Origin of the sequence: Gordonia sp. L191, from assembly GCF_030077625.1 — a bacterium.
Classification (GTDB): Bacteria; Actinomycetota; Actinomycetes; order Mycobacteriales; family Mycobacteriaceae; genus Gordonia; species Gordonia polyisoprenivorans_A.
The window spans coordinates 985025-1006156 of the sequence record NZ_CP125996.1 but is presented as its reverse complement, the minus strand read 5'-3'; the positions used below and the strand labels follow the sequence as shown (position 1 = coordinate 1006156).

Annotated in this window: 20 protein-coding genes; 7 read left to right on the top strand and 13 right to left on the bottom strand. The window is 69.2% G+C overall.

Going from position 1 to position 21132, the window contains the following annotated elements; genetic code table 11:
- Nucleotides 1-47 precede the first annotated feature (47 nt).
- Nucleotides 48-1403: a ClC family H(+)/Cl(-) exchange transporter gene (locus QNM97_RS04635; protein WP_283821806.1), complete on the top strand. Its 1356-nt coding sequence runs from the start codon at nt 48-50 to the stop codon at nt 1401-1403.
- 28 nt (nt 1404-1431) lie between these two features.
- Here the strand turns inward: QNM97_RS04635 and QNM97_RS04630 are convergent, their stop codons facing one another.
- From QNM97_RS04630 to QNM97_RS04585, 10 genes are all read right to left on the bottom strand, one after another.
- A complete protein-coding gene (locus QNM97_RS04630) occupies nt 1432-2151 on the bottom strand; it encodes a DNA alkylation repair protein (protein ID WP_283821805.1) in 720 nt (239 codons plus the stop codon).
- Nucleotides 2152-2163: 12 nt separating this feature from the next.
- A complete protein-coding gene (locus tag QNM97_RS04625; RefSeq protein ID WP_283821804.1) occupies nt 2164-3387 on the bottom strand; it encodes an NAD(P)/FAD-dependent oxidoreductase in 1224 nt (407 codons plus the stop codon).
- Between the two features lie 65 nt (nt 3388-3452).
- The gene (locus tag QNM97_RS04620; RefSeq protein ID WP_283821803.1) at nt 3453-4100 is read right to left on the bottom strand and encodes a hypothetical protein; all 648 of its coding nucleotides are present in this window, start codon (nt 4098-4100) and stop codon (nt 3453-3455) included.
- Nucleotides 4097-4720: a hypothetical protein gene (locus tag QNM97_RS04615; RefSeq protein WP_283821802.1), complete on the bottom strand. Its 624-nt coding sequence runs from the start codon at nt 4718-4720 to the stop codon at nt 4097-4099. Before QNM97_RS04615 ends, QNM97_RS04620 begins: the two co-directional genes overlap by 4 nt.
- Complete coding sequence (locus QNM97_RS04610; RefSeq protein WP_283821801.1) at nt 4717-5235, bottom strand: hypothetical protein; 519 nt, start codon at nt 5233-5235, stop codon at nt 4717-4719. Before QNM97_RS04610 ends, QNM97_RS04615 begins: the two co-directional genes overlap by 4 nt.
- A complete protein-coding gene (locus QNM97_RS04605) occupies nt 5232-5828 on the bottom strand; it encodes an Rv1363c family protein (RefSeq protein ID WP_283821800.1) in 597 nt (198 codons plus the stop codon). The genes QNM97_RS04610 and QNM97_RS04605 overlap by 4 nt, the downstream gene beginning before the upstream one ends.
- A gap of 52 nt (nt 5829-5880) precedes the next feature.
- Nucleotides 5881-6753, bottom strand: coding sequence for an SDR family oxidoreductase (locus QNM97_RS04600; RefSeq protein WP_502874991.1), 873 nt, complete (start codon nt 6751-6753; stop codon nt 5881-5883).
- 58 nt (nt 6754-6811) lie between these two features.
- Nucleotides 6812-7435, bottom strand: a complete 624-nt coding sequence (locus QNM97_RS04595; protein WP_208792201.1) for a TetR/AcrR family transcriptional regulator — start codon at nt 7433-7435, stop codon at nt 6812-6814.
- Nucleotides 7432-8811, bottom strand: coding sequence for a cytochrome P450 (locus tag QNM97_RS04590; protein WP_283821799.1), 1380 nt, complete (start codon nt 8809-8811; stop codon nt 7432-7434). The genes QNM97_RS04595 and QNM97_RS04590 overlap by 4 nt, the downstream gene beginning before the upstream one ends.
- Nucleotides 8812-8928: 117 nt before the next feature.
- On the bottom strand, nt 8929-9945 hold the full coding sequence (locus QNM97_RS04585) for an o-succinylbenzoate synthase (RefSeq protein WP_283821798.1): 1017 nt from the start codon (nt 9943-9945) through the stop codon (nt 8929-8931).
- A 70-nt stretch (nt 9946-10015) separates the two neighbouring features.
- On the opposite strand from QNM97_RS04585, the gene QNM97_RS04580 reads away from it, so the two are divergent.
- Entirely contained in the window at nt 10016-10966 is a 951-nt protein-coding gene (locus QNM97_RS04580; protein WP_283821797.1) for an oxygenase MpaB family protein, read from the top strand.
- 15 nt (nt 10967-10981) lie between these two features.
- On the opposite strand, the gene QNM97_RS04575 is transcribed toward QNM97_RS04580, so the two are convergent.
- Complete coding sequence (locus tag QNM97_RS04575; RefSeq protein WP_283821796.1) at nt 10982-11740, bottom strand: alpha/beta fold hydrolase; 759 nt, start codon at nt 11738-11740, stop codon at nt 10982-10984.
- 53 nt (nt 11741-11793) lie between these two features.
- Nucleotides 11794-15618: an NACHT and WD repeat domain-containing protein gene (locus tag QNM97_RS04570; RefSeq protein ID WP_283821795.1), complete on the bottom strand. Its 3825-nt coding sequence runs from the start codon at nt 15616-15618 to the stop codon at nt 11794-11796.
- Nucleotides 15619-15706: 88 nt separating this feature from the next.
- Between QNM97_RS04570 and QNM97_RS26600 the strand changes: the two genes are divergently transcribed.
- Entirely contained in the window at nt 15707-16153 is a 447-nt protein-coding gene (locus tag QNM97_RS26600; RefSeq protein WP_502874989.1) for a response regulator transcription factor, read from the top strand.
- A gap of 169 nt (nt 16154-16322) precedes the next feature.
- Here QNM97_RS26600 and QNM97_RS04560 read toward each other — a convergent pair whose 3' ends face one another.
- On the bottom strand, nt 16323-17294 hold the full coding sequence (locus tag QNM97_RS04560; protein WP_283821794.1) for an alpha/beta hydrolase: 972 nt from the start codon (nt 17292-17294) through the stop codon (nt 16323-16325).
- 277 nt (nt 17295-17571) lie between these two features.
- Between QNM97_RS04560 and QNM97_RS04555 the strand changes: the two genes are divergently transcribed.
- The 4 genes from QNM97_RS04555 (at nt 17572) to QNM97_RS04540 (ending at nt 20961) form a co-directional block, all read left to right on the top strand.
- A complete protein-coding gene (locus QNM97_RS04555; RefSeq protein WP_283821793.1) occupies nt 17572-18471 on the top strand; it encodes a CDP-diacylglycerol diphosphatase in 900 nt (299 codons plus the stop codon).
- A gap of 257 nt (nt 18472-18728) precedes the next feature.
- Entirely contained in the window at nt 18729-19754 is a 1026-nt protein-coding gene (locus QNM97_RS04550; protein ID WP_283821792.1) for a TIGR04222 domain-containing membrane protein, read from the top strand.
- A gap of 68 nt (nt 19755-19822) precedes the next feature.
- Complete coding sequence (locus QNM97_RS04545) at nt 19823-20671, top strand: MbnB/TglH/ChrH family RiPP precursor modification enzyme (protein ID WP_283821791.1); 849 nt, start codon at nt 19823-19825, stop codon at nt 20669-20671.
- On the top strand, nt 20668-20961 hold the full coding sequence (locus QNM97_RS04540; protein ID WP_283821790.1) for an SCO6045 C-terminal-like domain-containing protein: 294 nt from the start codon (nt 20668-20670) through the stop codon (nt 20959-20961). The genes QNM97_RS04545 and QNM97_RS04540 overlap by 4 nt, the downstream gene beginning before the upstream one ends.
- Nucleotides 20962-21132 lie beyond the last annotated feature (171 nt).

Here is a 21132-nt window from a genome sequence, read left to right as displayed (position 1 = left end):
ACCCGAAATCCCCAGCCCGGTGATCACCAACGGCCCGGTGACGACGCGTGACGGCGCCGGACTCCCCTGATCTCACACCGGATGCGCCCGAAGAGGACACCGGTGCACGGGTTCTCGTCTGGCTGACCATAGTTGCCACGATCGCCGGTGCGATCACCGGTCTGGTCGGCGGGGCATTCCGGTGGCTGCTGATCCGCGCCGATCACCTGCGCGCCGATCTGATCGACTGGACCCACCACCACGGCCCGGCCGCCTGGCTGATACCCGTGGTGATCTCGGCGACCGCGGCGCTCATCGCGGCACTGATCACCCGATGGGAACCGCGCGCGGCCGGCAGCGGCATCCAGCATGTGGAGGCCGTCGAACGCGGCGAGGCCGCACCACCGCCACCCGCGGTCATCCCGGCCCGCTTCGTCGGCGGCCTGCTGGCCATCGGCGTCGGCGGGATGGTCCTCGGCCGAGAGGGTCCGACGGTGCACATGGGCGCCGCGATCGGCGCGCTCACCGGCCGCGTGTGCCGCGCCACCATGCGCGAGATCCGGGTACTGCAGACCACCTTGTCCGGTGCCGGTCTCGCCGTCGCATTCAACGCACCGATCAGCGGCACCCTGTTCTGCATCGAGGAGATCGCCAAGACCGTCAAGGTGCGCTACGTCCTCTGGACGATGGCCGCGGTCGCCGCAGGCACCGTGTGCAGCCGACTGATCGTCGGCAACCATCCCGACTTCGTCGTCCCGCAGATCAATTCCGTTGCGTTGTCCTCACTTCCGGTGTTCGTCGTCTTCGGCGTCGTGGTCGGGCTGCTCGGCGTCGTCTACAACTGGCTGATCCGTGCCTGTCTGAGCGGCTTCGCGGCCATCCCCCGGGTGCCCGGCCCGGTGAAGGCCGCGATCATCGGAGCGGTCATCGGGGCGGTGCTGACCATCGACCCCGACCTCGGCGGCGGCGGTGACGACCTGACGCAGAACATCCTGTCCGGTCAGCATCTGGCCTTCTGGGCGATCGTGATGCTGCTGGCGATCCGCTTCGTCGCCGGCCCGGTGTCGTATTCGGCGGGCACGCCCGGCGGCATCTTCGCCCCCATGCTGGCGCTCGGCGCCATGACCGGTCTCGTCGCCTCGCGGCTGATCGATCTGGTGTCGCCGGGCTACGGGCACGAGTTGCTGTTGCCACTGATGATCGTGGGCATGTCGTCGTTTTTCACCGCCGTGGTCCGTGCCCCGTTCACCGGCGCGGTGTTGGTGATGGAGATGACCTCGACGACCTCGGTTGCGGTGTCGGTGCTCGCCGCGGGGGCCGCGACGATGATCGTCGCCGAACTGTTGCGTTCGCCGCCGATCTACGACGATCTGCGCGAACGCATGCTGCGGCAGTGGAAGGGCCACGAGGCCGAGGGCGTCTGAGGGATCGGTGCCGGACGGCCCGCGAGACTCATCGCATTGCGCGATAGCCGGCGCGCATCGCGGGATCGAGATGCTCGATCGCATACCGCAGCGCGGTGCGTCCCATCGACGCCGCATGGGCGTCGAGATAGTCGGTGAGCGTTGATCTCTCGACGCGCTTGCCCATCTCGCGCAGCATCCAGCCCAGCGCCTTCTGGATGAGGTCGCGCCGGTCGTCGATGACGAGCGGCGCCACCGCCAGCGTGGGGCCGGCGTCACCCTCACGCAGGTGGGCGTGGGTGCCGACGATACCGACCCGCCGGTGCCAGAGCCGCTCGTCGGCGGCGAGGTCGACGAGCTCGGTGTGGTCACCGATCCGTACACACCAGTGTCCGAGAACCGGTGCGGCCGAGGTGTCGACGAGATCCCAGTTGTTGACATACCCGTCATCGACGGCCCGGCGATAGTCGGCGACCCACGCGCGAGCGTCGGCGTCGTCGGCACGCGCGGACTCCTGCGCCATGAGAAGTAGTGCGAGAAAACGGATCTCGTGGATCGGCGAACTCAGCAGCTCGCCGACGGCACCGCGGTCGATGCCACGCCACCGGCGGGCCAACACACGCAGTTGCGGCACCGCGACCCCGACGAACTCGTCGCCCTCACCGTAACCACCGGGCCGGGCCTGCAGATATCGTGCGATACCCGCGGCCCGCTCGGCGTCGCCAAGTTCGCGGACCTCGGCGATCGCCTGCGCGGCAACGGAATCCACGAATGCGGATTCTCAGAGAAGGTCGGCGATCGGTGTCGGGGTCTGCAGCTTGGGCCGGGTCTTCATCACCGGGCCCGCCTTGCCCGCGCCGACCACACCGGTGAGGATTCCGTCGCGGCTGTAGTAGGCCAGGAATTTCGTGCCGTCGTCGCTGACGATGTGCACCTCGTCGTCGGCGCGCGGATGCCCGAGCGCCTGGATCTTCACCGCGAACTGGTCGCTCCAGAAGTAGGGCACCGCCGCGGTGATCGGCGCGCCCTCACTGCCGGCGATCTGATGGGCGACGACCGCGGCCTGTTCGACGGTGTGATTCCAGTGCTCGACGCGCCGCGAGTCGGGCGAGCCGTCGGCCCAGTTGGCGACGTCGCCGATCGCGAACACGTCGGGGGCGCTGGTCTTTCCGACGGCATCGCAGGCGATCCCACCGCCGGTCTCACGCGGCGCGAACTCGATACCCGAGCCCTCGAGGTAGTCGGTGACGGGAATCGAGCCGATGCCGACGACGACGATGTCGGCAGGCAATTCGGTCCCGTCGGCCAGACGCACCGCCCGCACCGCGCCCGAGTCGCCGCCGACGATCTCTGAAACCCCGACGCCCGCACGGACATCGACCCCATTGGCGGTGTGCATCCGGGCCACCAGTGTCCCGATCGGTTCGCCGAGCGCCTGCGCCAGCGGGGTCGGTGCCGGCTCGACGAGCGAGACCCGCACGCCGCGTTCGGTCAGGCTCGCCGCGACCTCGCAGCCGATGAAGCCGGCACCGATGACGACGGCGGTCTGCGCCCCGTCGATCTCCGACCGCAGGGCGACCGCGTCGTCGAAGGTGCGCAGGGTGTGCACGCCCGCAAGGTGTTCGGCGCCGGGGAAGACCCGCGGGGCGAGTCCGGTGGCGAGCACCAGGACGCCGTAGGGGACGCTCTGGGCGGCGTCGGTATCGGGCCCATCGGTGTCGTCTGCGCGCACGGTGACGGTCTTGGCCTGCGGGTCGACGGCGGTGACCCGTTGGCCCAGTCGCAGGGTGATCGACGACTCGGTGTAGAACTCGGCCGGTTTCAGCTCGACGCGGTCGTCCTTGCCGAGTAGCACGGTCTTCGACAGCGGTGGCCGATCGTAGGGTGCGTAGGGCTCGGCACCGATCAGTGTGATCGGGCCCTCGTATCCGTTGGTACGCAGGTTCTCTGCGAGGCGGATGGCCCCGAGTCCCGCACCGACCACCACGACACCTGCTGCACTCATCCTCGGTTCTCGCCCTCTCGTCGACGGTGCTGCCCGCATCAGCGGTTCGAATGTCGCTGCCCGCATCAGCGGGTGACATCTCCCACCGGTCGGACGTCGGCGAGCAGCCAGGTTTGGTTCACCTTACGCATGACCAACCACATTTCGGTAGATGTATGTCCGTTATCCGCGCCCGACCCGGCTCCTGGTGTGCCGGCCCCGGCCCCCGGCGCCCCCGCGTCGGGCACCGTCACCGTCTGGTCGAGGAAGGCGAGCAGACGTGCGTCGTCGGCGTGGAACTCCCCGACCGCCATGCCGACCACATTCACCGTCATCTGCGCCGACGCGGCAACCGCATCCGGGAGAACGACGTCGGCACGCTCGGCGTCGTATCGCGTGAGCAGCGGGTCGCTCAGATGGGCGCGCACCGCGTCGGGGCCCGGGGGGTGCTCCCCGCCGAAGGTCATCAGCGCGGTGACCGCACTCGTCGCGGCCCGTTCGAGATCTGCACGGTCGGCGTCGGTGGGACGGGGGGTCTGCCGATACGCCTGGGCCCAGGCGAGGACGGCGACCACCAGCGCGGTCAGGGTCAGCGCCGCGATCGCCATCAGCAGCCGGCGTGCGCGCCGCGACATCCGCGGCGGCGCGGTGAGCGGCCGGACCCGGTGGCGCTGGGTCCAGGTGAGCCGGCGGCCCCGGGGGACTCGGGCTCGGGGAACTCGGGACGTGCTCATGCCGGTACCGCCGAGTCGACGAGCCAACCGGCGTCGGTGCGGGTCATCCCGACGGTGAGGGTGAGGCGGTCGGCCTGCGGATCCCCGCCGAGCAGAACGGGATTGGATGCCTGCACGACCACCAGTACCTGGGCGCGGGAACCGGGATCGTCGGACCCGGGATCGGTGACGAGCCCGGCCGAGAGCACCCGTCCGGCACTGGGTGCGGTCTGGACGGCGACGGCGGCCGACAGGGCCGCGCCGGCCTGCTCGAGACGTTTCTTCAGTGTCCCGGTACTCAGGGCGAGGACCCGCTCGACGTAGGCCTCGGCGTGCGCCGGGTCCGACGTCAGCATGCTCGTGGTAGCCGATCGGGCCGCCCCGAGGACCTCGTCGTCGAGGTCGACGCGGCCGGTCGCCCGGTGATCGAGAACCGCGAGCGTGCTCGCCACGATGATCAGCACCACCGCCACGAGTGCGGCCACCGCCAGCGCGCGACGCACCCAGCGCGAACGCCTCACCGCGCGGGCCCGCAGATCGTCGGCGGCGGCGATCCGGGCGAGGCGAGCGGCGCGCAGGGCGTGTGTCGCCCGCTCCTGCGCGAGCCGTTCGCGGGCGGTGGCGTCGGTCGGCGGGGTCATGACACCACCTCGGCGTCACGCAACAGCCATCGTCCGCCGCGGAGCACGAAACCGGTTCGGAGCGTGAGCTTTTCGGTACTCTGCTGTCCCGTTCCGGTGCGGGTCAGCACGGTCGCGCGGATCAGGGCGTCACCGCCCTCGCGACCGGTGTCGATGATCGCGACCGAGTCGGGATGCCACCGGACCGACGCCGTACCCGCGGGCGGGGCGCGATGCAGTTGCGTGGCGAACGATCCGGCGAAGTCCCCGGCCACCAGGGTGCGGGCCCGCGCCCGATCGGCCTGCCAGGTCGCGGTGTCGACGGAGAACACCTGCGCGACGATCGCACCGGCATGAGCACGCAGCGAGTCGCGAGTGTCCGCGGTCCGTCGCTCATCGGACAACGACGTCGCGGTGGTGATCACCGCGGTCACCAGTGCGGCGATCACCACGACCGCCACCGCCGCGGCGACCAGCGCAGCGCCGGGCGCGACGATGCGGTCACGGTCGGAGGTGGTGCGCAGCGGGATTCTCATGGAAGGTATTGCACCGCCGCGACCTTGAGCCGTCCCGAATCGTCGGTGACGGCCAGACGCAACCGGAATGCGCGGTCGGCTACGGCCCGCCCGGCCTGCTGGTAACCCACGGTCGCCGCAACGAGCACCACCGCGGAATCGGGGGTGCGCGTGACGATTCCGGCGCCGTCGATGGTGGCACTCGCCGCGGTTCCGCTGCGCCGGACGAACGCGGTGTAGGCGTCGGCCGATTGCGCGAATTCGTCGTAGAAGGCTCCGGTCGCATCGTCGAGTACCGACCGAACCCGTTGCGGCGCAGTCGGATCAGGGCTCAACAACTCCGCGACGACGCCGGCGGCGACGTCGGTGAAATCGGCATCGGTCCAGGAATTCGCGGCGCGCACCCACGCCGCCACACCGAATCCCGCGACCAGTAGTGCAGCGGCCAGGATCAGCGCGGAGGCCGTCCACCACCACCGCGACAGCGGGGCGATCCGACCATTTTCCCGGCGCACCTCGTCGAGATCGCGAACCGCGCGCCGCAACTCGCGGCGGGCCACCCGCTCCTCCCGGATCGACGCGGATCCCGATGTCGGCGGTGTCGGCCACGGCATCGTCAACGCCTCCTTGCCAGCACCGCACGATCATAACGCCGGGCCGTGACGCTCAGGATGTCGCGCGCCCCCGCATCCGGGCGTCGTAGTCGGCCCGGCCGGCCGGGTCGTAGTCGAGGAAGATCCGGTCGAGTCCGGTGCGTCGGCGCGTCAGACGTTTGAGTGCCTGCGGGAAGACCGGATTGGCGTCCACCCACCGCATCGCCCGCGGCGCGGCCACCCGGGTGCGTGGTTCGGCGATGACCCCGACGACGGCGGCGGCCACGACCTCGGGTTCGACGGTCTGGATGTAGCGATTGGTCGCCAGACCCGAGATCAGGCCGGTGCGGGTGAAGGTCGGCATCACGGTACTCACCCGTACGCCGTGGCCGGACAGTTCGGCGTCGAGGGCCTCGGAGAACTCGATGACCCCCGATTTCGCGGCGTTGTAGACGGCCAGGCCGGGCATCGGCAGCCGGCCCGCGACCGAGGCGATGTTGACGATCTGCCCGGACCCTCGGGCCGTCATTCGTTGCGCGGCAAGCTGACTGCCGGTGATGACGCCGATCAGGTCGATGTCGAAGGTCCGGCGGATCAGCGCGTCGTCGAACTCGAGGAACGACCCGACGGGCATGATCCCGGCGTTGTTGATCAGCACGTCCACCGGCCCCAGACGCCGTTCAACCTCGTCGAGGAAGGCGGCGAAACTCGCCCGGTCGGTGACGTCGACCTCGACACCCTCCGCCCCGAGATCGGCGGCGGCCTTGGCCAGGGCCTCACCGTCGACGTCGCCGACCGCCACCCGCGCCCCGGCGTCGAGGAGTTGACCGGCGGTCTGAAAGCCGATACCTCGTGCACCGCCGGTGATCACCACGACCTTGTCGGCCAGCCGGGCCCGCACCTCGTCGTGCCCGATACGACCGAATCGGTTGCTGCGCATACTCATCGACTACTCCCCCTTGGTGAGATCACGTACTGACTTCGACGGTGGCCGCCCGGGGCGGTCACCAGATCATCGGCGCGAGGAACTTCTCCGCGAATGCCCGCACCCGGTCCGGCTCCCGCCGTGCCTCGTCGGAGGCCGGTGTCTCCAGGAACGAGATGACCAGGCGCACATGAATTTCGATGGCCTCGAGCAGATCGTCGTCGGGCATCTGCGCACCGGCGGTCCGCAGAGTCGCGGCGACGCGGCCGGTCGCGACGTCGATGAACAGGGCGGTCACCGAAGCGGTGATCGGCGCCATGTCGTGGTCGGTCAGGACGAGTCGGCGCATCAGCGGTTCGTCGGAGATCATCGCCGCGCCCGCGGCAAAAGCCTCGATCACCGCCTCGCGGGGCCCGAGACCACGGACCGCGTCGACCAGCCGGGCCATGCCGCGTTCGTAGAGCTCCTCGGCGACGCCGAGCAGCAGCGCCTCCTTGTTGGGGAACCGGCGATACAGCGTGGACCGGGAGACCCCGGCGCGCTTGGCGACCTCGTCGACGTTCGCGCGGCGCACCCCGACCTCGGTGAACTCCGCCTCGGCGGCAGCGATGATCGCGCTGTTCTGATCGGCGGGACTGTCGGTGTTGCGGACCTTGCGCCGACGGCCCTGCTCGGCGTGGGTGCCCGCCGCACCCGGGGTCATCGCAAACCCCGGACGGTGACCGGTAGCCGGTCCTTGGGAACCGGCAGTGCGCTGTAGTCCATCGGAAGCGTGTACCCCGCGGGGACCGACCACTCGTACCCGCGCAGCAGGTGATGCATGATCGTCTTGATTTCCATTTGTCCAAAATACAGACCGATGCATTTGTGGACGCCCGCACCGAACGGAATCCAGGCCATCCGATGCGACTTGTCCTCGGCGCGTTCGGGGCCGAAACGATCGGGGTCGAAGACCCCGGGGTCGGTGTAGAACTCGGGGTCCCGATGATTGGTCAGCTGCGGAACGCTGACCATCGTCCCCTCCGGCACGAAGAACCCCTGAATCGAGGTGTCCTTGACCGCGATTCGCGGCTGGGCGGGTACCGGCGGACACAACCGCAACGACTCCTTCATCACCCGGTCGAGCACGTCGAGACGACCGAGGTCGTCGTAGCCCAACTCGGGGCCGAGTGCCTCGGACTCCGCGCGCGCCCGCTCCTGCCAGTGCGGGTCGGCGGCCATCCGGTAGGCCATCTGGGTCATCGTGATCGTCGAAGTGTCGTGCGCGGCCATCAGGACGAAGATCATGTGATTCACGACGTCCTCGTCGGTGAATCGGTGCCCCTCGTCGCTGCGCGCATGACAGAGCACCGAGAACAGATCGGGGGTCTCACGCGCCCGCTTGGCGGGCAGGGTGGCGTAGAAGAACTCCTCGAGCACCTTGCGGCTGCGCAGGCCCTTCCACCACCGACCGCCGGGAATCGGCTTGCGCACGTAGGCGACTCCGGCGCGAACGGTCTCCACGAAGGCCTTGTTCAGCGTGGCGGACTCGTCGGCGGACAGGTCGACGCCGAGGAAGACCTCGAGCGCGACGTCGAGCGTCAACGACTTGAACCGATCGAACAGGTGCACGCGCCCCGTCGGGAAGCGGGTCATCGCCTCGGCGATCATCGGCGACATCTCCTGCAGGTAGCCCTTGAGCATCGCCGGCGCGAAGGCCTGCTGCATGATGCGCCGGTGGTGGCGGTGTTCCTCGAAGTCGAGGAGCATCACCCCGCGGTTGAAGAAGGGGCCGATGAAATAACTCCAGGCCGGGCCGTTGGCGAAGGCCCGGTCGGAGTTCATCAGGATCTCCGCGGCCGCGTCGGGGCCTGCGGCGGTGACGATTCGAATTCCCAGCGCGCTCATACCGGAGATGACGCCCAGCTCGGCGCGACGGCGTTCGGCGAAGGCGAAGGGGTCGCGGCGCATCGACATGATCTCGAGGATTCCGTTGCAGTGCGCGCACGGAATCGCCCGCAGATCGCTGCCGGGCGGCGGCGCGGCGAAGCTCGGTGACTTCCCGGCCGGGCCCCGAGACACCGACGAGGGGGCGGTCATGACAGCACCCTGCACGTGTGCGAATCCGTCCTCGCCTGTGAGCCACACAACACCATGGAACAAACTCTACGATATGTCTCTATCGACTGTCACCCACCGGCCCGGAACCGAGCTACCTCAGCCGAGCCGATGACCCCGCGCGGTCAGCACCGCGTGAGCGCGCCGCACTCGCTCGTGCCACCACTGCCGGCGGTCGTCGGCGGCGTGCAGCGTCGACGGAACGTCGAGGTCACCGGGACCGAACCACCGTGGCCGCAGATGACCGTCGTCCGGTGTGCCGTCGTCCGGGGTGCCGCAGTCCGGGGTGCCACCGTCGGCGACGTCTCCGGTGAACAACGAGCCGGTGCCGAGACCGCAGGCGAACGGTAGCTCGGGCAGCGCCGCGGCGGCCGCGACGCCCGCGGCGATGCCGACCGCGGAGTCCAGCGCACTCGAGATCACCACGGGCAGACCGATCTCCTCGGCCAGGGTGAGCACGGCCCGCATGCCGCCCAGCGGTGCGACCTTGAGCACCGCGATGTCGGCGGCCTCGGCGGCGACCACCCGCATCGGGTCGGCGGCCTTGCGGATCGACTCGTCGGCGGCGATCGGCACATCGACCGCCCGACGCACCGCAGCCAACTCCTCGACGGTGGCACACGGCTGCTCGGCATACTCGAGGTCGCCGATCGCGCGCAGCGCCGTGACCGCCTGTGCCACAGTCCACTTCCCGTTCGCATCGACGCGGACGCGGCCGATGAGCTCGCGTGTGGCGGCAACGCGCGCGACGTCGTCGTCGAGGGTCTGTCCCGGTTCGGCGACCTTCACCTTGGCCGTTCGCGCCCCGGGAAAACGGGCGAGAATGCCCGCGACCTCTGATGCGGGTACCGCGGGGACGGTGGCGTTGACTGGGACCCGATCGCGACGTGCGGGGGGTGCTCCGAGATAGGCCGCCTCGATGCCCGCCGCGAGCCACGCCGCAGACTCCTCGTCGTCGTACTCGACGAAGGGCCCGAACTCGCCCCATCCCGCCGGCCCCTCGACGATCATCACCTCGCGCGTGGTGATGCCCCGGAAACGGGTGCGCATCGGCAGGCTGAGCACCACCGCATGCTCGAGCAGTTCCTCCGGCGTCGGCAACCTCTGACCGGTCACGATCCTCCTCACTGTCCAGACTGTTGAAACAAATCTGGAAACCCGTTCCTTCGTGCGATAAGGTCTCGCCATGACAGTGAATCAGGATTTCGACTCGGCGATCCGTGAGGCGCAGCCTGTCCTGGTCGAGGCCGGCCCCGAACACCCCGGTCCGGAGAACGACGCGCTGCCGACTCCGCGGCTCGGCGCGGACTCGCTGATCTGGAAGTTCTACGGCGACGTCCGCGGAATCCTCGGATTCCAGCGCCTCGCCGGCACCGAGAACTGCATCGAACAACTCGGACAGGGCGTGCTCGATCACTCGGTGATCTTCGACGACTTCCTCGGCCGCGCCCGCCGCACCGGCCCGCCCGTCATGCGCACCGTCTACAGCGCCGAACCCGCCAAGTGGGGGCGTACCGTGCGGGATTTCCATCGCGACATCAAGGGCACGATCAGCGACGGTTCGCGCTACCACGCGCTCAATCCCGAGCTGTTCTATTGGGCGCATGCCACTTTCGTCGATCAGGTGCTCTACATCACCGACACCTTCATCCGCAGGTTGTCCGAGGCGGAGAAGGAGCAGATCTTCGCCGAGAGCAAGATCTGGTACGAGCTCTACGGCGTGAGCGCGCGCAGTCAGCCGCAGACCTACACCGAGTTCCGCGAGTACTGGGACTCCATGCTCGAGCGTTTCGTGCCGCACAAGACCGTCGTGTACGCCACCGGATACATCCGCAAGGGTCTGCCGCGGCCCCGCCGCATTCCGGCGCCGGTGTGGCGCGTCGTCTCCGCCCCACTCAACGCGTTCATCCGCACCGTGGTGGTCGGCACCCTTCCGCAGCAGATGCGAGATGTCTGCGACCTGGAATGGGATGCCAAGCGCGAAAAGAACTTCCAGAGGTTTGCCGCATTCATGCGGGCGCTCAACCCGGTGTTCAACCGGCTGCCGGTGCGGTGGCTGTATGTGCCGTGGGCCGCCGAGGCATGGGAGAAGGTCGGCCTCGACCCGCGGCCGCTGCACAACAAGCCGGCCGCGTAGGGGCCGGCACCGGCGTCACCGCGCGAGGAAAGCGCCTGCCTTCGCGGCGAATTCGCGACGACGGTCCCGGTGCACCGAGTGGCCTGCGTCGATGATGTCGAAGCGGCCGTCGGGTAGGGCCTGCGCCAGGCTCTGCAGATGCTGCGGCGGAAGGAAGCTGCGCGGACCACCGGAGATGACGAGGGTCCGGGCGGACACCGCGGCCAGACGGTCCCACCACTGCGGTTCGGCTCGCTCGAACTCGGTGCCGACCTGCGTTGCCACGGCACGATCGAATCGGACGACCGGCATCGGGTTGCGCATCAGGGCGCCGATACCACGCACGCGCTCACCGAATCCCGACGACATGACGATCTCCTCGTCGAGGTCGGCCTGGTCGCGTGGCATCGGCGGTACCTCCTCGAGCACCAGCGACCGGACCCGGCCGGGATCGGTCATCGCCGCACGCAGTGCCGCATGCGCACCGAGCGAGTGACCGACCACATCAGCCCTCGCCACGTCGAACTCGTCGAGCACGAACCCCAGGTCGGCGGCGAAGGCCTCCAGCGTGTACTCGACGGCACGGCCACTACGGCCGTGTCCACGCAGGTCGACCGCGATGACCGCACGGCCTGCGCGGCGCAGGACCGACGCGAAGGGCCGCCAGGTGCCGTGGTCGCTGCCCATCCCGTGGACCAGCAGGACCGGCGGTGTCCGGCCGTCGGCGAGATCGCCGTCGACGGCAACCGCGAGGGTGAGCTCGCCGTGCTCGATGGGGCGCTGCAACAACCGCATTGGGCCCAAGGTACCAGCGTCGATACCTACCCGGACCGGCCCCGCGGCCGCGATCACCGACCGCACGGAGGTTGGTAGCCCATGCCGTGCACATAGGTGTCCCACTCCTCCTCGGTGATCTGATCACCGACCTGCGCGCACTGCGCGTCGATGATCGCAGCGGTGTCGAGCACCCACGACTCGATCACCCCTCCCTCACCGGCGGCGAGGATCCGATCGTCGGGCGCGAACCGCACGTCGTAGACCCGTCCGGGGAACGAGCGCATCACGACCTCCGCCGACCCACCGTCGGCGAGATTCCACACCCACACCTCCGAATTCCCACCACCGGCGATCACGTGGGAACCGTCGGCGGAGAAACCGGCGCTGTAGAGCTGGCCCGCCGGGCCGGTCAACGTCGCGACGGTATGCGGCGCTTGCGGATTCGAGACATCGGCGACGACGACCGCACGTTCCTCCGAGGTCGCCACGATCCGGTCGCCGCGGGCCGAGAAGCGCACCGCGAGCGCTGCGCCCTCGAAGTCGATCGGATGCGGATAGGCCCGCGGCGCAGCCGGATCGGTGAGATCCAGGAGTTGCACGACGCCGGTGGAGGTCGCCACCGCGAGCCTGCGACCGTCGGGACTCAGCGTCGTCCACCACACACCACCGCCGGCGTCGAAGGTCGAGACCACCTTGGGCGCAGCGAGATCCGACGCATCGATGACGGTGACGATGTTGCTGTCGGTGGCCCCGGTCACGGCCAGATGCGACCGTTCGCTGTAGTCCACCGTCTCGTTGAGGGTGTGCTGCGCGTCGACCGTACCCACCAGATGCGGGTCGGCGGGATTCGACATGTCCGCGAACTGTACCGCGCCGGTGACCGTTCCCATGGTCGCGATCCGGCCCGACGGCGACATCGTCACCGCCCCCGAGTACACGATGCCCGGCGGCGGAACCAGGTCCGGTCCCGCGCGGCGCAGTCCCCCGGACTCGATGTCCCACTGCGTGATCCGCCCATCGGTGCCGCTGTCGGCGGCGAGCAGCCGGGTCGTCGAGCCGTTCGCCGGGATCTGGTAGACGCTGTTGGTCCCGACCACCGTCCGATTCGACGTCGGCGGCCAATCCTGCACCCGCCCATCATCACTGGATGCGATCACATGGTCGCCGGCGAACACCACCGACACCGCGTTCGACGCGGCCGTCAGGATCCGCGGGGCGGCCGACGGGTTGGCCAGGTCGAAGATCCGCAGCGTGTTGTCGGCGCCCGCGCCCGCGATCTCGGTACCGGCGGCGTTGACGGCCACCGCCGTGACGTAACTGTCGAATCCGCCGAATCCCGCAACCTTGCGCGGAGCCGCCGGATCGGTGACGTCGACGACGTCGATAACGCGGCTGCGCAGTGCCGCCGCCAGCCGCGTACCGTCCGGCGTGTAGGTCAGGCCCTGCGCGAGTTCGTTGTCGCGCCACGCATCGAGTGGGATCTCCCCCGTCGCGACGATGGCGTCGCCGTCGATGCGCCACAGATCGATGCGACGGTTGGCGCTGCTCGTGGCCAGCGAGCGGCTGTCCGGGCTGAACGCGGCCGCGCCGGCGACTCCGGCGACCTTGCCCGGCAACGGCACCGGACGCCACGCCCCGGCCGAGTTCACCCATGCCTGCACCCCGACCTCGGGCACGGCGGCGACGACGAACCGACCGTCCGGACTCACCGTGATCGCGTTGACGTCGCCGCCGACGTCCGGAAAGTCGAAGGCGCGCACCGGGTGTGCGGGGTCGGCGACATTCCACGCGGTGAGGGTGCCGCGACCGCCCAGAAGAACCGTTGAGGTCCCCGGCAGGATCGCCACCCCACCCAATCGGCCTCCGCCACCCGGGGCGCGGAAGGTGGTGACCTGTCGGTCGATCCCGCGGTCGGACACGTCGAACACGCGCACCTGCCCACCGCCTCCGGCGGCGACGAGCAGTGACCCCGAGCGGGCCAGCAACACCGACCCGCCCTCACCGACAAAGCGGTTCGGGACACCGTGGCCGGTCGCGTCGATCAACCGCGACCGCGCCTCGAGGGTCGGCGAGGTCTGATAGGCGACCATGGCCAACTGCGCGGCGAGAAACGGGTCGCGATCCTCCAACTCACTCGACTGGATGGCCAACTGTCGGCTCAGCGCCTGATTCCGGGCGGCCTCGGCCTGCTCGCGCTGACCGACCGCATGTACGCCGGTGATCACCGCGATGACCGCCGCGGTGACCGCGACGATGCCGAAGACCCCGGCGGTCAGCGCGATTCGGCGCAGCTGACGACTGCGGCGGCGTTCCTGGGCGTCCTGGGCGCGTACCCGCGCCTCACCGGCCTCCAGGAAGCCACGGCTGGCCTGATCCAGCGAGGAGCCGTCGTCGGCGAGCGGCCGGAACATCTCCAGCCGGGCCCGCAGCGGCAGCAGGTCGTCGGGCCGTCCGTTGGCCTCCCACGTGTCCCGCAGGGTTTGTAGTCGACGCCGCAGCAACAGCCGTTCCCGGTCGGCGTCGATCCACTCGCCCAGCCGCGGCCAGGCCGTCAGCAGCGCCTCGTGTGCGACCTGGGCGTGCGAGGTCGTCACCGTGACCAGACGTGCCGCGGCGAACGTCTCGAGCACATGACGGTTGTCCCCGGCCGGGTCGTCGGCGTCGAGATCGGCGAGACGGACGGTGCGCCGGGTGACGGTCTCCTCGTCGACGTTGACCATTTCCAACAGGATTCGGCGCGCCACGGCCCGCTGCGCGTCGTCGAGTGAGTCATACACCGACTCCGCGGTCTGTTCGACGGCCCCCGAGATACGCCCGGTCGACACATAGTCGCGCACGGTGAGTCGTCGGCGATCGGACTTCTCCCAGGTCGCACGCAGGGCATGGGACAGCAGTGGCAGTACGCCCGCGCCGACCGGCCGCACGCTCGTCGACGGCGCCACGTCGTCGAGCAACATGGTCACCAGGTCGTCGTCGACGGTGAGCCCGGCGACCTCGGCGGGTCGCACGATCACCTCCCGCAGCTGTGCGGGCAGCATCGGCGAGACGAGCAGCTGCGAGTCGGCCAGCACCGACGCGATGATCGGCCCGGCGGCGGCACGCTCGTAGAAGTCGGCGCGCAACACCCCGATCACCACGGTGCGCCGGCGCCCGGTGTACTCGGCCAGCCGGGCGGTCAGCCGTGCCCGCCCGGCGGAATCACCCTGGGTCCACAGCTCCTCGAGCTGATCGATCACAAGCAGCGCCGGACCGTCGCCGGGCGTCTCATCGAGTGTTGCGACGGCCTGCTCGAGAGCGGCGGCCGGGTCGTCGCCGGGCACCATCACCGCCGCGCGCCAGTCGATGAACGGCTCCTGCGTGCCGATGCGCGGTAGCAGGCCCGCCCGAACGAGCGATGACTTGCCCACCCCGGATGCCCCGACCACCGCGACGGCGTGCAGCCAGCCGGGCCCGCCGTCTCCGACCGACTGGTCCGGCTCCGGGCCGGGACCGGGCACAGTCTCGGGAAGCCGGGAGCGCACCATGTCGGCGAGCCGGTCGATCAGCTCGTCGCGACCGAAGAACCAGGCCCCGTCGTCGGCCGAGAACGGCGCGAAGCCCCGGTACGGCGACACCGCCGACGCCGACCTGCGGGCGCGCCGCGACGACCGTTCGGCCGCGGCCCACCACCGCTGGACGTCGGCCTCCTCGACGACGCCGCACGTGGCCAGAACACGCTCGAACATCTCCCGGCTCGCCCGCGTCGGGGCGTGCTGTCCGGCGAACCACCCGGCGACCGTACCGAGCAGCGCGTCGGCGTCGGACGCGACCTCGCGCACACTCATCCCGGACCGTTCGCGGAGCCCGGTGAGGGCGCGGCCGAGCTCGTCGCGGGTGTGCACAGCATCGGGTCCCATGGCGAGAAGAGTCCTTGTCGTCGGACCAGATTCGCGCTGGTCAGCGTATCGAGAAATGTATCGACTTCCGATTCTCAGCCACTGCGGCGTGCTTCGTCATCCCCTCCGCACCAAGATTGGTCCGCGCGGACTACACCGCGACGCCATCTGCGCGCCGGCGAGTCGGTCTGCGGCGCGAACCCATCAGGAGGTCACCATCATCCCCGGTACCGAGGAGCCGCCGTTGCATCGGCGACCCCAGCACGATTCGCGACCCCACCTCGATCCCCGCCATCGCCACCTGTACGCGGTGAACCGTCCGGCGAGCCGACGTCCCGAGCTGTCGCGCCGTGAGATCGAGGTGCTCGTCGCCTGGCTGCACGCCGAGTCCAAACAAGAGGCCGCCAAATCACTGTTCATCAGTGTGTCGACGGTGAGCACCCACGTTGCCCGTATCCGGGCGAAGTACGAGTCGGTGGGCCGGGCGGCGAACACCAAGTCGGCGTTGTTCGCCCGCGCGATCCAGGACGGTTACGTCTCGCTCGACGAGTGGTGAGTTCGGTTACGGGCGCGCTCGTCTGACGGCACCTCGTCGGACGGCACCGTCGACGACGCGGTACCCGACCCGGAAGAGGGTCCGATGCCACGTCGTCGACGGTTCCGCCACGCACCCGCAGATCACCCCAGGCAAGGCGCCGCATCCCCTGTCGGCGCCTGTCCGGTGATCAGCGGTCCCGGAACCAGCCGGAGTTCTTGGCGCGCCAGACCATGTCCTGCCAATAACCCCACGTGTGAGTGCCCACGTTCGGGAAGTCGGAGGTGATCCGGATGCCCTGTAATGCGGCGGCCACCTCGAACGACCGGGTCTGCGCGAGTGCCACCGCCTCGAGCGGAGTGCCCTTCACGGAGTTGACGGCATCGGTGTTGTATCGGCCCCAGGCGGCCGATCCCGCGGCCACCCGGATCTTCATGCCGCGCATCCGTGGCAGCTGGACGAGTGCATCGTTGCGCTGCCAGCGGTCGCTCCACGGCGGCCCCCACATCGCATCCGCGCTGAACGGCCCCACCCCGGCTTCCACGCCCGCGTCGATCAGCGCCAGGCGCACGGCCTCGCGCATCGTCGGCGCCGACAGGTTCACATAGCCCGACATCGAGAACACATGCGAGATCCGGTTGCGGTGATACGCGCCGTAGATCATCGCCGATCCGCCACCCATCGAGATGCCCATGATGGCGTATTTGCCCCACGGTCCGACGGCGAGTCCGCGCGCATCCAGTGCGGCGACGATGCGGTCCAACCGGCACGTCCACATGTAGCGGTACTTGATCTTGTTGCCGGGGCTGGTGGTGTCCCAGTTGGTGTAGAAGCTCGCGAGTCCACCGACGGGTTCGACGACGTTGACGCCCGAGTCGGCCAGGCGAGCGATGTTGGTCTCGTGACGCCAGCCGCTCATGTCGCTGGTGGCGCGCAGTCCGTCGAGGGCGATCACCGTCTTGTAGTTGCCCGGCCGGGCCCAGATGTCGACCGGGCTCGCGGGCATCCCGCACCCGCCGACCGAGATCCGGTTCAGCGATGCGGCATCTGCGCCACCGACACCACTGGACAGGGAGATCACCAACGCCGACGCCACGACGGTCGCGGCGACGATTCGCCGGCCCAGGCGCTTGTGGACCGACCTTCTCAGACTTGAACGCACGCCGAGGACATTAGGGCGGTGCGGACCGCTCTCACCAGCCTCGTGACCACAGGGCACCGACATTGAGACCAGTCAGTTACCCAAGTGGCAATTGTGACTGGATGTTACTAATGTGACTCGTGAGGTCTAGGTTGCTCTGAATTCGCTGAGCGAAACATGTGGAGAACCTGAATCGATTTCGATGTTCGGGCAACCGAGGCTACCGCCGGCTGGCACACTCGGGACTCAGACGGAGCAACCGGCCGATCAGCCGGGCTCATCGGCGAGAGGGCCGGCCATGGACAGCGACTCCACCCAGTTCCGCGCATCCGCCCCATTGCCGGGCGCATCCATTCCGAGCCGCGGACCGAGCAGGCGCACCTTTCTCACCACGACGGCCGCCCTCGGCATCGGTGCGGTCGCCGGAACGGGAATCGCCGGCATCGCATGGGGTGCTCCCCCACCGGACTGCGGCAGTCCGTCGGATTCGAGCAAGACGAACGGCCGGTTCTGGCTGTGGGATCAGGTCAAGGGGTGCACGCCCGCCCAGCCCGGGTCCAACCTCTACGTCAAGCAGATCTCGGCGAGTCCCAACCGCTTCTACGCGATCCGTCGAGGCGGCGACAACCCGCACGGCAACAACGACATGCTGCTCATGCCGACCAATCGCATCTCGGGTATCGAATGCAGCTACCTGCGCCACGATCCGCCCAACTGGTGGGCCGGCGCGTGGCGCGAGGCCGTCGCGAACATCCCGGCCAAGCCGTCCTCCCCGCTCGCACTCGGCGTCAACTCCAAGGACCGACGAGGCCAGGACCAACTCCACATCCACCTGTCCCAGGTCTTCTATCCGACGTTCAGTGATCTCCGGCAGATCCAACCGGTCACCAAGATCAGCGACTGGATGACGCCGCAGGCCAACGTCGAGCTACGCATCAACGATCGCCACAAGACCCCGCTGCGCAAGACCGCCTGGTTCCGGGTGGTCAAGTACACCGGGGCGTTGCCGAATCTGTTCGCCGAACTCGCGAAGGTCCTCCCGGCGACCGAGAGCATGGAACACCAGGTCGTCGGGGCAGTCTGGACCGGCATCGGGAGCACCTACTACCTGATCAACAGCACGGCACTGAAGACACCCAAGGGACCGGGGACGGGTCTGCTGGACTACATCTACAACTGGCCGGCCAACAAACCCTGACACATCACCCCAGCTCACCGGATCGATATCTGTGAGCATCCGATGGAATCGGTCACGAATCGGCCACGGCAGGCCTTCACCACTGGCGCATTCGCACGCCGCGTAGATACTGAGATCACCTGACACGCAGTGACTCTCGGGCCGAGAAGCAGTAACCGAACGGCCGCCGCCGCAACGAGTGTCGGGCCTGCGCAACGTCGCGCCGGCCGACGATGCCTTTCCCCGCCTCTCACAATCGGGCGGGTTCACCTCCGCGCATGCCTCGTGACGAGGCCGCGCACCGGGAGAAAGCCGGTGACACCATGAACGGTCCCGACACCTGGGGTATCCCCAGCACGACCTTCCTCGCCCTCTACGCCGTCATCTCGGTGGCGGCCCTCGCCGTCGTCATCGTGCGGCGACGTCCCGCCCACCAGCGGGTCGACGATCTCCCCGACCTCACTCCCGCACAGATCGGAGCACTGGCCTCCGAGGAGAATGCGGTCCTCGCCGCGGTCGCCCAGCTCCGGGCAGCCGGCTACATCACCTCGAATGGACGCGTGACCAATCGACTGAAAGCTGCACCCGCACAGAATGATCGGTTTGTGCGGGCGGTCGGTGACCGTTATGCGCGACGCGGCACGGGTGCCCTGCGTGACGTGTCGGCGCCGTTGCGGCAGGTGCACTCGGAGCTCACCGAAGCGGGCCTGCGCCACGCACGCCGACGCGCGGTCGGGGTGGCCGTCCTGATCCCGGTACTCGTCCTCGGACTCGCGCGGATCGTGGCCGGGCTCTCCCATCGCAAGCCGGTCGGCTATCTCGTCGTCATCGTGATATGCCTTGCTGCGGTGTGCATCTGGTGTGCCGTCCACCCTCGTGAGCGAACCGGGCGCGGCGATTCGGTGCTCACCGAACTGCGGCGGCGCCACCGGTTGCTCGCGCCGCAGTACCGGCCTGCGCTCGCCACTCTCGGCGCACACCACGCCGCAGTGGCCGCAGCCCTGTACGGCATCGAGGCCCTCACACTGCTCGATCCGCGCCTGGCCGCCGACCCGCTGCTCCGGCCGCCGACGACGGCCCCCGATCCGGTGATCGCCACGCCCACAACACCTGTCAAGCAGAAGGCCCGCTCGCGACGTGCCACGAGCAGCAGCGGGACATCGTGGTTCGGGTCCACCTTCTACGGTGGCAGCGACGGCGGCTCGCATCACGGGGGTTCATCACACAGTTGCGGCGGAGGCTGGAGTGGCTGCAGCAGTGGCGGATCCAGCTGTGGGGGCGGTGGCGGCGGCTGCGGCGGGTAATCACCGCGTGCGACCACCCGGGCCAACGAGATCACCACGGGGCGGGCACATCAGAGAAAGGGTTCCGCATGAGCAGATCACGTAGTGCGTCGCAGGTCGCCGGTATCGGGATCGGCTGGCGCCCGGAGATCGCGGCCGTCGTCGACGGCCTTCCCGGCCTCGGATTCTGTGAGGTCATCGCCGAATCGGTGCCGTACATCGACGTCGAACCGCTTACGGCGCTGGGGGTGCCGGTGATCCCGCACGGCGTCGGCCTGTCGTTGGGCGGTGCCGAGCCGGTGACCGACGACCGGATCGACATCCTGGCCTGTGCGGCTCGCCGCCTGTGCTCACCGCTGGTCAGTGAGCACATCGCGTTCGTCCGAGCGGGCGGCGTCGAGGCCGGGCACCTGCTGCCCGTACCCCGGACGCGCGAAGCGCTGGCAGTGTTGTGCGACAACATCACTCGCACCCAGGACCGGTTGTCGGTGCCGCTGGCGGTGGAGAACATCGCAGCACTGTTCTCCTGGCCCGATGACGAATACACCGAGGGTGAGTTCCTCACCGAAATCGTCGAGCGCACCGGGGTCCGACTGCTGCTGGACGTCGCGAATGTGTATGCGAGCGCCCGCAACTCGGGTGTCGACCCGGCCGTCGAACTCTCCCGGATGCCGCTCGAGGCGATCGCCTACTGTCACGTCGCCGGCGGCGAATCCGACGGGGTGCTCTATCACGACACCCACACCGCGCCCGTCCCCGACGCGGTGCTCGACCTCGTCTCGCGGCTCGCCGCCACCGGGCGCGCACCGGCGTTCATGCTCGAGCGCGACGGCCGGTATCCGCCGGTGACCGAACTCCTGGGCGAACTCGACGCGATCGCCGACGCCGCACGGATGGACCGGATCACCGTCGGCAGCCGCTGGTGGGCGGCGTCGTGACCGGCCTCGCTCGGCGGCAGGAAGAGCTCGTGCGCGCGCTCGTCACCGGTACTCCGCCGCCTGCGGGCTTCGATCCGACGCGGCTCCGCGCCGTCGAGGACGCTCTGTTGCGCAAACGATCCGGTGAGGCGGCCCGACATCTACCGCTGCTGTGCGCAGATCTCGGGGAGCGCAGGTTCACCGAGTTGTTCTGCGCGTGGGCGCGCGGGCGGGAGCGGGGCGGATCGTGTGCCGATGCCGCGGCGTTCGCCGCGCAGCTGCCCGCAGACGTAGCAGAAGGTCACGCGTAGGGCGAACCTTCTGCTACATCTGCGGCAGCATCGCCTGACGCAACGAAAAAGGCGCCCCAACCGCGAAAGCGGTTGGGGCGCCTTGATGACTCAGTGAGTCAGGGTGTCACTTGACGATCCGTGACGCAGGCCCGTGCCCACATGACAACGCTCTCACGCCACCACAAAGGG

Coding starts and splice junctions, on each gene's coding strand:
- QNM97_RS04625 (WP_283821804.1), bottom strand. CDS start 3,387: ATGAGTGCAGCAGGTGTCGTGGTGGTCGGTGCGGGACTCGGGGCCATC.
- QNM97_RS04620 (WP_283821803.1), bottom strand. CDS start 4,100: ATGAGCACGTCCCGAGTTCCCCGAGCCCGAGTCCCCCGGGGCCGCCGG.
- QNM97_RS04615 (WP_283821802.1), bottom strand. CDS start 4,720: ATGACCCCGCCGACCGACGCCACCGCCCGCGAACGGCTCGCGCAGGAG.
- QNM97_RS04610 (WP_283821801.1), bottom strand. CDS start 5,235: ATGAGAATCCCGCTGCGCACCACCTCCGACCGTGACCGCATCGTCGCG.
- QNM97_RS04605 (WP_283821800.1), bottom strand. CDS start 5,828: ATGCCGTGGCCGACACCGCCGACATCGGGATCCGCGTCGATCCGGGAG.
- QNM97_RS04600 (WP_502874991.1), bottom strand. CDS start 6,753: ATGAGTATGCGCAGCAACCGATTCGGTCGTATCGGGCACGACGAGGTG.
- QNM97_RS04595 (WP_208792201.1), bottom strand. CDS start 7,435: ATGACCCCGGGTGCGGCGGGCACCCACGCCGAGCAGGGCCGTCGGCGC.
- QNM97_RS04590 (WP_283821799.1), bottom strand. CDS start 8,811: ATGACCGCCCCCTCGTCGGTGTCTCGGGGCCCGGCCGGGAAGTCACCG.
- QNM97_RS04580 (WP_283821797.1), top strand. CDS start 10,016: ATGACAGTGAATCAGGATTTCGACTCGGCGATCCGTGAGGCGCAGCCT.
- QNM97_RS04575 (WP_283821796.1), bottom strand. CDS start 11,740: ATGCGGTTGTTGCAGCGCCCCATCGAGCACGGCGAGCTCACCCTCGCG.
- QNM97_RS04570 (WP_283821795.1), bottom strand. CDS start 15,618: ATGGGACCCGATGCTGTGCACACCCGCGACGAGCTCGGCCGCGCCCTC.
- QNM97_RS04555 (WP_283821793.1), top strand. CDS start 17,572: ATGGACAGCGACTCCACCCAGTTCCGCGCATCCGCCCCATTGCCGGGC.
- QNM97_RS04550 (WP_283821792.1), top strand. CDS start 18,729: ATGCCTCGTGACGAGGCCGCGCACCGGGAGAAAGCCGGTGACACCATG.
- QNM97_RS04545 (WP_283821791.1), top strand. CDS start 19,823: ATGAGCAGATCACGTAGTGCGTCGCAGGTCGCCGGTATCGGGATCGGC.